Origin of the sequence: uncultured Sphingorhabdus sp. (genome assembly GCF_937872355.1) — a bacterium.
GTDB lineage: Bacteria > Pseudomonadota > Alphaproteobacteria > Sphingomonadales > Sphingomonadaceae > Sphingorhabdus_B.
Genome location: NZ_CALMSV010000122.1, coordinates 1 through 12,667, shown reverse-complemented (window position 1 = coordinate 12,667; position 12,667 = coordinate 1). Strand labels below are relative to the sequence as shown.

Here is a 12,667-nt window from a genome sequence, read left to right as displayed (position 1 = left end):
CATTGGGATGCGGGGCGCTGTCTTTCCTTGACAGCTGCGTCTGCGCTATCCGGTGGCTAGAGGGGGAAGCATTTGAGCTGCTCCCCCCTCACCTCCTTTACTCTTGGAAAGAGTGCTGGCTGTGCTGGTCGTTGCCAGCGGTGGAGTTGCCAAGGCCATCGTCGCCGTCGGCCGCTGCTTCCTTGGTTTCGCTGGTCTGGCGATTGCGGCGGTTGCCATCATCCCAAACGACCGACATATTGCCTTTTTCTTCGCCGCTTTCGATGGTGAAGCATGCAACGCGCAACGGCTTTGCAAAGGACGGGTCGTTAAGCTGGCCCTGAAGGAAAACCGTGCCGCTGCCGTCCCGATAGGTCTTTTCCCAAACAGCGCCGAGTTTCACGGCGTTGACCATCGACGCACCTGTGCGCCATCCCATAACTTCATAGGCGGGGGCTTCGGGGTTTTGCGATTGCACGGGATTGAGGCCGATGTTGATCGTGCCCAGGTCCAATGTGCTGACTGCACCCACGAACAGGCCGCGAGCGTTCTTACGGATAATTCCGATTTGCATTTGACTTCTCCTTGACTTCTCGCCGGAAGCTTTGAGCCCTTCCGGCACTTGGCGATTGGGACCATTCCCTCTCGACCCCTTTTAAATAAAACTTCCCTTCTATTCAGTCAATTAAACAATAAACTTGACAAAAAAGCGCCACCCCCGCCCATCGTTCATGGTGAGCTTTGCCAAAACTAAATAAAAATAAATAACGCACAAAATTCCTGAATGAATTTTGTTCACTTTATTAAACTCATGACCTGTCGCGCATATTTTGGACTTACTTTCACCCTTCGCTCACGGAGCCGCTTCGCCTGACGCGTCCGGACATGTGGGGCTCTTGGGTCGCAAGGGGACGTCGCGCTGCCAGCTTTACGCAGGTCCGGTTTTCCGCTGGCTGGCTGCTTCAAGCAGCCAACGCCCAGCCAGCGGAAAACCGCGACCGTAGTTGCTGGGAGGCAGCCCCTTGTGAGCCGAAACCCGCATGGTAGGAAAGCGGATGGTGATGCTGCTCTGTAAGCGAAGGTGTAACAGGCAAGCAGGGCATCTTCCTCATGCGAAGCATGTTACAACCTCGCAAGTCCAACCGTGGCTCTGTGCAGTATTTGAGTTAGCCTGTTACGTCAGGCCTGAGCGTCACCCGTATGGGCCGAGACCTGTCAGGGGCTCGGCGAGCTTGGCCGGCGACGGCATCGCTTGGCGATGCTGGCGGCTGCTTAGCGAGTAGCGCAGGTTGCAGCAGCGTGCGAAGCGCGCTGCTGCCCTCCATCTTCTGTATCGTTTTCAAAAACCAAAAAAACTGAGACGGGATATGTCATGTTCGCAGGGCTGGCCAAAGGGCAGCGCTGCGCCATCGTCGTCATAATTGTCGATTTGGCGACGTTACAAACCGAAAAGAGCTTTAGGCGCACCGGATATCTGCCGCTTGATTGGGGTCAGCAGTAAAATTGCGAGTGGAAGCAGTAGGGATTTCGATTGAGGTCAGCTCGTCGATTGTTGATCATTTGTTCACATTGTGAGACACCGCGCTCAGCTGGAGGAGTGCTTATGATTGCACAACGACTTGAGGACCGAGATTTGCTCGCCGAGGTTGATGCTGATTTTCTTGGTCAATGTGGACCATTGTTAAGCGGCGATAATCTGAGAAAGGCGCTCGGATATGCAACGTTGGACGAGCTGATTGAGGCGGAAGAAACGGGCACTGTCCCAGTTCGCTTGTTCCCGATTGAAGGACGAACGGGATCATTTGCTTATAGCTGGGACGTCGCTTGCTGGTTGGTCCGGATTGGCCAACAGACTTGAAAGTCAATTTCGGCCGCGTTTCAAGAAGGGCGAAAGGCGTCAATCACCGGATGTCTTTTGCATGGAGAGCAAAAAAATGGCCCCTTCGCCGTATCGGTCGAAGGAGCCGTTTGTGACTTCTCAAGAATTGGGTGTTTAGTTCAGCAGGAATTTTCCGATGGCGATGCCTGCACCCATCAGGGCGGAAAAACCAATCATGCAGTTAAAGATGATACTCGCAGGATGATACTGCGATTCCTTCATCGTTTTGATCGTTTGCTGGTGTATCAGTTCGAGCTCGGCCATGGTTTTCTTCAGGGTTGCGACTTGAGTGTCAAATTCAAGTTCGATGATCTGGGCTTTGGTTGCCATGATGCTCTCCATACCATAGAAATGTTAAAGGGTGAAGAGGCGCTGCGTCCGCAGCGCCTCTCTTGTTGCTTTCATCAGAGGAACAGGACCTCTTCGGCGATGATTTCGACCGAGTAGCGTTCGTTCCCGCCATTATCGGTCCATTTCGAATAGTGCAGCCGACCCTGGACTTCGACGACATCGCCTTTTGCCTTATGCTTGGCGACGGTTTGGCCAAGACCGTTGAATGCGGTGATCCGGTGGAATTCGGGGATCGTATCGGTATAGCCTTTGTCGTTTTTGACTGTTTTGCCATCGACCAGTTTCGGGCGGTCGGTGACTAGGTTGAAGTTTGTGACGCTGGTTTCGCCGGACTGGCGGGTTTCGGGAGCGGCAGCGATGCGGCCGATCAGGATAACAAGGTTCTTCATGACATTCTCCGTTTTCGAAATCGGGCGGACTGTCCGCCGATGAACCAAACAGGCGGTGGCATTAAGGTGGCGAATGCAAGCCGATAGGCGGTACCAAAAAGCGAGGAGTGGTGCGGCAAGCCCGTAGGGCTTCTCGGTCCGCTGCTTTTTGGTTGCAATCGTCAGCTGCCGCCGCAGTGTTCAGCGGCTATCAAGGACAGGACGGCTTGCGAAAAACGGTTGTCCTGGAACATTGCTAGATTGGCCTTTGCTGCCGTTGTGAAGCCTCCATACAGCCAGTTCGTACAATCAACTGTCCGTCGTTCCGATGTGGTCGGCATATATTCGAAAAACTGACATTGGCTTATACGAGGCGCCAATTTTGAGAGGATCCGCTCAACCTGGTATTCCTGTTAAATCCGGAAGCGATTTCCTGCTCGGCGATAGTGTGTAGTTGAGGCGGCGCTCTGTATCGACATACCGCTGATATAATGCGGGAGCGAGCCGGGCTGCAGTCGTCAAGTCAGATTGGTTCGCCATGATGCAAAAACAGCAAGAGAGGCGCGACATGCCAGCAGCGTAGGCCCAATGTGGTTCTTGTCCTGCATCCGATATAGCCGAAAACACTTCGTCGATTAGCCAGTCATGGATTGGCAGCCAGTCGTACCATTCGCGGCCAGCTTTGCTGTTCTTCTGATTGAGTTGAAGCGGTTCCAAATTAGCTCGACCGGTGCTTTCCTGTGCGCGCATACCCATGCAATTTACGACAAGCCCTCCAAATGAAGGATTGTCTTTGAGGAATCGCCGGATCTCTCGTTCAATTGGATTACGTTTCAGGTCAGAGGTACACTGCCGGTAAGAAGGCGACGGGAACATGCTCCGATGTTCGACCATTTCGAAAAATGTCTTTTTAGCCTTCGCAAATAGCAATGGTACGTTGCCAGTTGTTCGCTTGATATGCTCGATCACACCATCCCATTCGACTTCCGGCAATATTGCATGAATTATGATCGTTTGATGCGCGGGTACTAGCTTCGATATCTTTGCGAACATTGCCTGGCTGTCCTTGCCGCCGCTATGGTTGACGACAAACAAGGCGCCCCTTTGAATGAGTGTGTCGATGCTTGTGCTGGTCATTTGGGGATGATCCCTTCTGCAGAATCAGCGCATGTGGCCAACTGTGGCATCGCGCAGGTCGAAAATCGGCTCTTCGCGGCGCGCCTTTTCGAGGCGTACCCAATGGTCACTCGGGCCGACGGGCTGTAGGCCCAGTCGGCTCGGAAAGCGGGTGATGATCATGCGGGCAACCGCAAGGATGGCGATCAGCGCGAGAGCGATGATGGTGAGTGGAATGATGATAATCATGTCGATGTCCTTTCGTCTGATATGGCGAGCCGATTGGCTTCGGCTTCAGCAATCATGCGCTGAAGCCAATCGTGCGTCGACATATGGGCGATGGTCTCGCCGTCGATGTAAATTGCACGTCCGCCAAAGCCATCCTTTCTCGGTTTTGAGCAGGAATAGCCGGTTTCGACTGTGATGAAGTCGAGCGTTGTGGAGCGTTTGACAATGTCGGCAAGAATATCGGTCCAGCCATCATCGCTGAGATCGACCGCAACTTTCTCGTCTGAGGCCGTCGCCTTCAGCAGCGCCACGTTTGCTATGGTTTTGGCAATGCATTCGCCGACTGTTTCGAGACATGCTGCGGATAGCTCCGATGCTGTGAGATGGAGTATCTGCGCCGTGTTGTTCTCGGTGTGGAGGTAAATACGGTCATCATCGCCATCGAGCGTGAATATTTCTGCAAGCAGCATGAGCTCGATCGGTAGTATATCGCCTGGCGGTATCGATGGATCGACAACCGTCGTTTCAAATAGGTCTGCCATGATGGTCTCCTGATGGGCGCTTGCCCCTTTGGCAGCGCACCCCCCTTCAACCCCCTCCCCTTTCAATCAGCAGAGCTGGAGATATTCGCGAAGCAGGCGTTGGAGTTTGTCGCCTGAGTTTGGGTCATTCGTCGATATATGGAGGCATTGCACATGCGGTCGCAAAAGCTCATCTCTGTTCTTTACAAAGATGTCGTCTTGGGCGTCGACAAGCAATGCGGCGCGCTTCAATTCTCCGGTGTTGAGGTCGAAGAATTCGAGGTCATAGTCGGGCCGTGTATATCCTTTTTCGACCGGACGGTCGAAAAGGGGACGTTCGATCTGCATTTCGATGTCGTCGTCGAGTAGCATCTGCCGTGCTGCGAGTAGCTGCATGAAAATCGGTCGATCGCTGTTACGAAGTGCCGGAACGAAATAATGTCCGGACATGATCGCTTCAGCGTAGCAGCGCATGGGCGCATATCCGTGAATATCGGGATAGTCGCCGATAACCGTCAGCGCGAGCCATGGACCGTCGAGACGGTTGTCGACCGTTGATCGTGATTGGATGCTGTTGATGATCGGCATCGGCTCTTCGGTTCGAAATTGGAGACTGTTGCTTCGCTTTGCCTGTCCATAGGTCAGCATGAAAGCCTGTGGCTGATGGTCTCTGGGCCATGTTTTCGCGCGTGAACGCAAAACAGCATAGATTTTGCGGCTGTGATATGCTGCCGGATGTGTGAAGAGCAGTTCGGCGAGTTGGATTCCCGGAGCAATTTCGATTTTTTGGGCGGCCGTTTTGATGACTTTGAAAATTTCGGCAATGTCATGTTCGCGTGTGGGGATTCTTGTCAGGCCTGATATTGTCAGAAGCTGCCAGAGCATGCGCGCAAGTTTTGGTGTTGTCTTGTGCCTGGTGCGATCGTCGATATCTTCATCTTCGGGCTTTTGACTGAGTTGCACAGCGTCCGGGTGAAGGATCGCAAAATAACCGTCTGTAGGAGTGATCGCTTTGCGGTTGCTTTCGATTTCCCGGAGCCTTGGGGGTGCTTGCTCACGATAATAGGTGCACGTCTCAGCATGGGCGCTGTGCTTGCGACCGGTCAAGCGGCGCAGATAATAGGTCTCTGCTTCTGACAGGAAATTGAAAGTAAGCATTGGAGCGCGCAATTTTGTTCCGTCGCCTCTGCATGAACAAGCGAGCCAGTATCGGTGCTTGCGTGCCTGTTGCGCGAGCGTGACCGCGGCCTCTTCGTCGCGGAGTGATCCTTTGCCCGAATACCAATCGTCCAGGGCGGCGCGCACTGCTTCAGGCAGTGGTTTCGCACTCTGGTTTATCTTCACTGTGCCTCTTGGAACGAGCCACATTGACAATCTCCTTTCAAAAGAATCTGGCATGGAGAGGTCACGCTTGCAATGCCGCTGATGTTCATGTTACGTTCGAAAAAATGGAGGTTTTGAAGATGATTTTCTCGAAGTGGATGAAGAAGCACGGTTTGGACCCTCTGGATATCGATCTCGGCTTGATCGAGGTTCGCGACAATCCGGATGAATCCTGGACGATGCGCGCCCTTGCGGGCCATTCGGTCGGGATGCCGCCAGAAGATGGTTTTCTGGCCGCGCGTGAGCTTCAGGAAGCGCTGTGCTGGGCGGCTGATGGTCGCCCTGAAGGCAAGCGTCGTCTGGCAGAAATTTTAGGTTGTCGGGGCGATGATTATCAGCGCGCGCTTTATTATTCGGTCGCTGGACGTGGCCCGGTCGCTATGCTGTTGGATCTGCAGCGGCTCGTTGCATTGATGCAAACCCGCGCTGACGCGGCTCATGTGTCAGCGACCAACGGGCATGCTGTTGCTGCAGCTGAGCCGCCTTATCGTTTCTTTGATGAAGCCGATGGCCCTCGCGGACGCTTTGAGGAAGATTTTGATTTTGGTCCAGCGTGGGACGGTATCGCGCGCTCGCGCTGAGCTGCTGCTTCTTTCTCCGAAACCAAGATCCAGTCTTCACTGCACCAATCCGCCCGTAAAGGCGAATATGGCCAATCTATGAGAACGCCCCGTGTAAATGTTGCGATGAATGGCTCGCTAAATCCTTTGGTGCTGTCGATATAGACGTAGAGCATTCCGTTGTGCCATCCTTGGCGTCTGGCAAGGTGTCCTTCGTGGATGTGATCCAGCATTTCTGCCATTCGCATTGTTTTGGTCATGATTGGGCCTCGCATGTTAATCTACGGCCTTGCCGCCATTGCTGCGGTTCTATCCACCGGCCTGCGAATGCACCGCGCTGTTCTTCCAAGGCGGATTCGAATACCCTCTGGTATCGCTCTCGCCTTTCCGGATCGTCGGTTAGATATTGCGGCTGCGGGATGGCGTAGCCTGAGGCGATCAGGGCTTCGCCGGCATCAAAGCCGTTCGCCTGCGCTGTCGCGATGAGACGATTATAGCTTCGTGTTTTCGAGAATGTGATTGTGATTGACCCGTTGCGCTGTCCTTGATCGAGGATCGCGGCCAGTTGGCTTTGGGCCATTCTGCCGCATGGCGTGCATTTGTTGTGCCTGTCCGCACAAATTGCATCATGTTCGAAGGCGTCAACGCCTTTGAGCCGCACTTCGATAGCCAGGCTATCGCCGTCGATCGCTCGTGCGCCGGGCACGTTCACGCTTTGGCTGCTTGCTGTTGATGAGCATGCGGCGACGCTGATCAGCGTTACTGCCATCAATTTGTGTCCGGGCGTCATCGCACTTCTCCGTTCAATAATCGCTCGCAAGCATGATCGTCAAAACTCTATGCGTCTTCTCGACGTCACTGGGATCTTCTGATCCATATGTGAGATCGGAGTCGTAATAGTCGATCTTCCAGAAGAGCTTTTCGCCTTCATGTTCGAACGCACCGAAGTCACGTTCGCCATAAGGATCATCGTCTGCGTTGAATTGGTGCTCGCGGACTTTGTTCGAAAGCTCGGCTTGCACCGTGAATATGCTCAATGGTTCATCGGGATTGCAAAAGCGATCAATGCAGCCGCGTGTGATTACAATTCTGCTTTGGTGCAATTGACCGAAGCGGCAAAGATCGTTCAGCCGTGCACATTCGGCTGCTGTCGGGTTCTGGTCCATGACGATCATCCCTGTTGCACGCGCAAGATCTGTTTAGGATCGCGCGGGTCGCTGATCGAAACCTTGAACGGTTGCGTTGGATCGTCGGTACGTGTGACGGCCGTGTTGATGTTTGCGGCCTCGCTGATCCGAAGCGCGAGCCGGTGTGCGTTCGCAAATCCTGCGAGTATTTTTCGCTTGTCGGAAATTCTCGTAAAACCAGTCATTGCCCAATCCTTTCGTCAGAGTGAGTCAAACCGGACTCGGGGTCAAGTGCTTCTTCCGGAGAGCAAATATTGCTCATTATTTGCATCAATCGCAGTTGATCCTTCAGCCATAGGGCATAGTCGGCGGTGTCGAGGAGCTGCAGCAATGATCGCCAGCGAGGCGTGTCGCCGGTTAGGTAATCGCGGTCTTTTGTCTTGTAGAGACCGACATTGGCTCCGAATTTTCGTCCAGCGGTCACCTCGATGTGAAAGCCTTTGCCGACCATATAGGTTGAGCCAGGTTCATAGCGATGTCCCAGTCTGTGGCGTAGCTGATACATTCTCGGATCGATTTCGGCCTTGTCCGCCATTGCGACCAGCGCCTTGCGCGCCTCGGCATGGAACCACTGCTTCAACTTGTCGTCGCTAGCGACGTCATAGCTTCCGAGAAGTGCCAGTGTGGGTTCGCGTCGTAGCTTGGCGAGCCGCTTTTGGCAGATATTTTGCAGCTCTGTCATTTCGGGGTTTTCGACCGAGGCGCTTTGTGCGCTGGTCGATTTCAATCGGAGCAAGCGAACGCCAGGGTCATTGACTGCATCAAGCCCAGCTGCTTCCGCATCGTTCATGGCGTGCTGGATGGCGATATACCATCCGGCCTCATTGAGGCTCGGGATCGGATCAAGAGTTGCCAGAACAAACCTGTATTCGCGGTCGGGATACATGGTCATATCCTCAAGCCGCGATTTGCGCTGCAGCGCGGCCTGAGGCATTGGCTTTCAGCCAATTGACGGCTTCTTCACCTCTTGCTGCCGCCGTGAACAGGGCTGTCTTGTCGTTGCGCAAAATTTCGAGCCAATGGCCAATATAGGCCACATGCCCTTCCATGACAGTGTCGGGCAGTCCCAGTTCGCCGCTCATAAAAAATGACGCTGATTCAGCAACTAGCTCTTCGAATTGGTATGCCTTGTCACCGAAACGCTTGCCGAATTGTCGATTGAGCCGGTCTTTGTGGCCGGTTGCGTGCACGCTTTCATGCACACGGGTTGCTGCATAGTCGGGATAGGTGAAGAATTTTTCGCGGTTAGGCAGCTGGATGATGTCGGCGCTTGGGCTGTAATAGGCTTGTGTGCCGGCATGGCGGACCTGCAGCGGCCACGAATTGAACATGGCTTCCAACGCTTCGCGCTGCTCATATTCGGGCTGTTGGACGACGATTTCGGTCGCGGTGTATTTTTCAGGCAGGTCATCGATTTGGCAGGCGTTGAAGACATGATAGGCCCGCATGACGCGGCGTTTCCCATCGTCATCATCCGAGTCTTCTTTCGGTTCGACGTCATATTGCTTGTAGAAGATCGCTAGCGATGATTTCTCGCCCTTGCGAACCTGCGCTCCTAGCTGCTGCGCTTGTTTGTAGGTCATCCAGTATCGCGAGTGAAAACCGTTCTGTTCGGCCATCGCCCACAGATAAAGGCAGTTGATCCCGGTGTAGGGCGTTCCGCATGCGCGCAAAGGCCGTTGGGATGCACCGCATGCCCAGGGTTTGGTCCACGGCCTTACGCCCTGCTCAAGACGGCTGATGACCATGTCAGTGATGATTTCTGCAGGTGATGCTCTTTCTGATTTTGGCATTTCGATTTCCTTCGGGCAGCCGCGATCGACCGGAGTCTTGGCCCCGGCTCGATGCGGATGTTCATGGTTGTTTTAGGCTTCGACGAGCTCGTCGTTGGCGGCCTCGGCGTCGTTATCGTCAGTCTCGGTGGGGCCATCGATTGCGACGTCGTCGATCGCTTCCGGGTCAATGCCGTTAGGTGCCGCCACTTCTTCGACGTCTTCGGTCTTGAAGCGTAGTTCCTCAGGCACCCAGGCCAAGGCCTTGGCCTTGATTTCAGGATCGATTATGGCGTTGCCGCTGTAGATTTTCTCAGCTGCGTCCGCGATTTCGCCTTTCTTCGAGCTGCTGTAGCGGGCCACCAATGATGGATCGCCAAGTTCTCCGATGCGTTCGAGGATTGCTGATTTCTTCAGCTTGCCAAAATAATTGTCGGCAGTCGGCCGCCAATGCGTCGCGGTGTCGATTTCCATAATCGCCCCCAACATCGTGTGAAACGGGTTGTGGAAGTTGTTCTTCGTCGCAGAAGTGGCTTTCAGGCTCCGAGCCATGGAATAGGCCAGCCAGGCTGCTTTGACGTCATCGGAAAGCTCGCGGAAACGCTGGAAGTTGCCATTGGTATCGCTGTGATCAAACCAGCTGACATCGAGCGATTCCCGGATTTGCGCGAGTGCTTCGGTGGCTGCGTTCGATTTGGTAGATGTGCTTCCTTGCGGGTCGCCCACAGATTCGATGCGCAGCGTGATTCCCGTGCCATAGGCTGCTGACAGAACACCTGCCGCGAGTTGGAAGATCGAGAGATCCAGCGCGAGGCCCGGGTCATTTGCGAGATGCACTGCCAGGATGTCGCGGCGGATCATCGCCATATCCTCGGTAAGGCTTCTGCTGTGGATTGGTTGCGGCGCGTCGTCCGATCGCTGATCGGTTCTATTGCTGTCGTTCCGCATTGTTCTGGTTGAAAACAGCTGGTGATAGAGCGTCGTTCCGCCTTCTTTAGTCAGCATCAAGAATGCGCCGATATGTTCCCGATCTTCGTCAGGGATTGCGGTTCCCTGATCGTGGAGCTCGGAATATTCGGTTTCGAGCGCATCAAGCTCTTTCTGCAGTTCTTCTTCGCTTGTCGTCTCAAACTCGCCATATTCGAAGAGTTCGTTGATTTCTCCGATGCGGTCTTCGACGGCTTCGAGTCGCGCTTGTTGGTCGTCGTCGAGCTTGACGCGTGGCGGGTAATAATAATGCAGTTGCTGATAGGCATCATAAGGGACATTGTCCCCGACGACGATCTTGATCCAGCCCAGTCCGTTCTCGGTTCTGACTTGTTCAGCCATCTCGTTGAGCTGGCTTTCGGCGAGGCTGCGGGCAATATGTCCATCGGTCCAATTGGCGCTACCAGCATCCTTGAACAGGTCAGCCTCGATGCGGCCGCCGGCTTCGCGATATGCTTCTTCGCCGATGAACAGGGCAATGGGGTTGGAAGCCTGCAGCGCATCGTCAAAGATCAATTTGCGAATTCGCCAATCATCGTTTTGCCCGCGAATTGCAGCAAGACTTTCGTAAGCGGCCAATTGCCTGTCCTTGTCTGCGGTCAGTCCGTAAATTTTGGCTGCGTCGAGCGTGATTGTTCCGTCAGACAGTGCTGCAAAGATTGGATCGGCGAGGTTAGCAAGACGAAGCCGCGCTTCGATATGGCGCACGGTTGTTCCGTAATTGGTTGCAAGCTGTGCGATTTTTTCAGGACTTTTGTCCTTGCCCAACATCTGGTCGAATGCGAGGCATTCGTCGGCGGCCGTCATTGCCACCCGCATTGCATTTTCCGAAAGCGAGATGTCGCGCATCAGCGTGTCGCTGGCTTCCTTGATTTCTACCGATACGGCATAGTCGTCGTCAATTGAGCCATTTTCAGTCAGCAGTGTGAGCGCGCGCAGTCGGCGACCACCGGCAAAGACGTCGTAGAAGCCCTTCTTTTTTGCCTGGATTACTTGCAGCGGGTTGATGAGGCCATGCGCCAAGATGTTGGCTGCGAGCATCTCGATTCCTGTGGTGCCGTTGGAACGGCGAACATTGGTTTTGGCAAGCCGAAGGCATTTAAGCGGAACTGTTGTAATTGTCATGATAAGTCTCCTGTGCTGAGCCGCGCGGCTTTAGCCACGCTCCAAGCTCCCTCCTCCCTCCCCCCTTTCCTTTTGGATTATCCCGGTGTTCATTTCTGATCGGTGATGGCTTCGATCACTGAGACTGCGCTCGATCGCGCAAGGAATAGTCTCGTCCTCGACTGGATCAGTTCAGTGTAGCACCCAAGCGCCTTGTAATGTTTCAGTCGCCGAGGATCGGCGCCAACAAGCTCAAGACGCCGTTCGAAATTGACCATTGAATGTTTTAGTTGGAGGGTTTCGACACCGTTGATTGTAACCGTTCTTCCCGCAAGTGCGCCCTCAACCATCTGTTCAGCCGACAGGTTGACCTCGGCATTTACGCCGAAGTTTTGGTACAGCGCCGCGACGTCACTTGGTTCGACAATTCGTCCCAGGATCGATTGTCCTGCGTTGGTCGTTAGTCGGCGTACTTCCATATGGTCATCACTGAGCTTGTTCCAGATTGGCAAGAGCTGCCCCGAGGCGAGATAGACGCGTTCACTGTGCAGCCTCTCAGCTTCGTCCGCGGCCTGTGAACTCCAGAGCTTCTGAAAATTGGCCTCATGAATGTCTTCCCATGCTGACTCGGAAAGTGCCCCTTCGGTGATGCTTCCATATTCCGCAATTTTCGTCAGCCTGTAGTTCCTGATCATCTGTCCGTCGTTGAACAGGAGCGAGCGGGCTCGTGTAAGTAGAGCGACCTCCTTCGTTTTGCTGTTCTGGAGATAACGCGACTTTGTATCGTTGGCGGCGCGTGCCATGATTTTTTCAAGCGACGTAGTCTGCTTCTTCCATTTCAGATCTATGGTCAGAAGGCAGGTTTTTGCACCGCTGTGCGAGTCGACACGGAGAAGCTTTTCGTCGATGATTTCGATTGCTTCGGCTTTGATTGTTTCGACGCCGATGTCGAGTGTTCCTGCTTCCCTTGCCGCCTGCACGCGTTGTTCGACTAAGCCCAGAAACTCGTCGAATATGTCGTTTTGCAATTGAATCGGGAGGGCCAAGATGCGGTTGAGCCATCGCTGGATCGGCGGAAGGTCATCCGTTAGCCCACCTTCCTTGCTGAGCTTGAGCCCCGTTCGGTGCTGGAAGTCAGCATAGCTGCAGCTTTTCAGCTTCCCTTCTGCCAGTAGATGAAACCATTGCACCAGGGCAGCTTTGGCATATTCGCTTCCGAGATTGTCTGCCGG

General features: G+C 54.1%; 17 protein-coding genes. 3 read left to right on the top strand and 14 right to left on the bottom strand.

The window, feature by feature from the left end; genetic code table 11:
• Positions 1 to 97 precede the first annotated feature (97 nt).
• Complete coding sequence (locus Q0239_RS07250; protein WP_298600521.1) at positions 98 to 553, bottom strand: DUF736 family protein; 456 nt, start codon at positions 551 to 553, stop codon at positions 98 to 100.
• Between the two features lie 798 nt (positions 554 to 1,351).
• Between Q0239_RS07250 and Q0239_RS07245 the strand changes: the two genes are divergently transcribed.
• Positions 1,352 to 1,480 carry a hypothetical protein gene (locus Q0239_RS07245; protein ID WP_298600518.1) on the top strand — a complete coding sequence of 43 codons (129 nt, stop codon included), beginning with the start codon at positions 1,352 to 1,354 and terminating at the stop codon, positions 1,478 to 1,480.
• Positions 1,481 to 1,582: 102 nt separating this feature from the next.
• Entirely contained in the window at positions 1,583 to 1,837 is a 255-nt protein-coding gene (locus Q0239_RS07240; protein ID WP_298600515.1) for a hypothetical protein, read from the top strand.
• A gap of 135 nt (positions 1,838 to 1,972) precedes the next feature.
• Here Q0239_RS07240 and Q0239_RS07235 read toward each other — a convergent pair whose 3' ends face one another.
• The 6 genes from Q0239_RS07235 to Q0239_RS07210 all read right to left on the bottom strand — a co-directional run bounded on the left by Q0239_RS07235 (position 1,973) and on the right by Q0239_RS07210 (position 5,600).
• A complete protein-coding gene (locus tag Q0239_RS07235; protein ID WP_298600513.1) occupies positions 1,973 to 2,188 on the bottom strand; it encodes a hypothetical protein in 216 nt (71 codons plus the stop codon).
• A gap of 74 nt (positions 2,189 to 2,262) precedes the next feature.
• Positions 2,263 to 2,598 (bottom strand): single-stranded DNA-binding protein, encoded by a 336-nt coding sequence (locus tag Q0239_RS07230; protein WP_298600508.1) that lies wholly within the window; start codon positions 2,596 to 2,598, stop codon positions 2,263 to 2,265.
• Positions 2,599 to 2,973: 375 nt separating this feature from the next.
• Positions 2,974 to 3,714 (bottom strand): phosphoadenosine phosphosulfate reductase family protein, encoded by a 741-nt coding sequence (locus Q0239_RS07225; protein ID WP_298600505.1) that lies wholly within the window; start codon positions 3,712 to 3,714, stop codon positions 2,974 to 2,976.
• Between the two features lie 24 nt (positions 3,715 to 3,738).
• Entirely contained in the window at positions 3,739 to 3,942 is a 204-nt protein-coding gene (locus Q0239_RS07220) for a hypothetical protein (RefSeq protein WP_298600502.1), read from the bottom strand.
• Entirely contained in the window at positions 3,939 to 4,463 is a 525-nt protein-coding gene (locus tag Q0239_RS07215) for a hypothetical protein (protein WP_298600499.1), read from the bottom strand. Before Q0239_RS07215 ends, Q0239_RS07220 begins: the two co-directional genes overlap by 4 nt.
• 66 nt (positions 4,464 to 4,529) lie before the next feature.
• Positions 4,530 to 5,600 carry a hypothetical protein gene (locus Q0239_RS07210; RefSeq protein WP_298600494.1) on the bottom strand — a complete coding sequence of 357 codons (1,071 nt, stop codon included), beginning with the start codon at positions 5,598 to 5,600 and terminating at the stop codon, positions 4,530 to 4,532.
• Positions 5,601 to 5,890: 290 nt separating this feature from the next.
• On the opposite strand from Q0239_RS07210, the gene Q0239_RS07205 reads away from it, so the two are divergent.
• A complete protein-coding gene (locus Q0239_RS07205; protein WP_298600491.1) occupies positions 5,891 to 6,406 on the top strand; it encodes a hypothetical protein in 516 nt (171 codons plus the stop codon).
• Positions 6,407 to 6,641: 235 nt separating this feature from the next.
• On the opposite strand, the gene Q0239_RS07200 is transcribed toward Q0239_RS07205, so the two are convergent.
• The 7 genes from Q0239_RS07200 to Q0239_RS07170 form a co-directional block, all read right to left on the bottom strand.
• A complete protein-coding gene (locus tag Q0239_RS07200) occupies positions 6,642 to 7,175 on the bottom strand; it encodes a thermonuclease family protein (RefSeq protein ID WP_298600488.1) in 534 nt (177 codons plus the stop codon).
• Between the two features lie 13 nt (positions 7,176 to 7,188).
• On the bottom strand, positions 7,189 to 7,551 hold the full coding sequence (locus tag Q0239_RS07195) for a DUF3768 domain-containing protein (protein WP_298600485.1): 363 nt from the start codon (positions 7,549 to 7,551) through the stop codon (positions 7,189 to 7,191).
• 5 nt (positions 7,552 to 7,556) lie between these two features.
• Entirely contained in the window at positions 7,557 to 7,757 is a 201-nt protein-coding gene (locus tag Q0239_RS07190; RefSeq protein WP_298600482.1) for a hypothetical protein, read from the bottom strand.
• On the bottom strand, positions 7,754 to 8,464 hold the full coding sequence (locus Q0239_RS07185) for a hypothetical protein (protein ID WP_298600479.1): 711 nt from the start codon (positions 8,462 to 8,464) through the stop codon (positions 7,754 to 7,756). The genes Q0239_RS07190 and Q0239_RS07185 overlap by 4 nt, the downstream gene beginning before the upstream one ends.
• Before the next feature lie 4 nt (positions 8,465 to 8,468).
• A complete protein-coding gene (locus Q0239_RS07180) occupies positions 8,469 to 9,365 on the bottom strand; it encodes a zincin-like metallopeptidase domain-containing protein (RefSeq protein ID WP_298600476.1) in 897 nt (298 codons plus the stop codon).
• Between the two features lie 72 nt (positions 9,366 to 9,437).
• Complete coding sequence (locus tag Q0239_RS07175; RefSeq protein ID WP_298600474.1) at positions 9,438 to 11,456, bottom strand: ParB/RepB/Spo0J family partition protein; 2,019 nt, start codon at positions 11,454 to 11,456, stop codon at positions 9,438 to 9,440.
• A gap of 89 nt (positions 11,457 to 11,545) precedes the next feature.
• Positions 11,546 to 12,667: strawberry notch C-terminal domain-containing protein (locus Q0239_RS07170; protein ID WP_298600472.1), on the bottom strand; the 1,122-nt coding region annotated here is incomplete at its 5' end.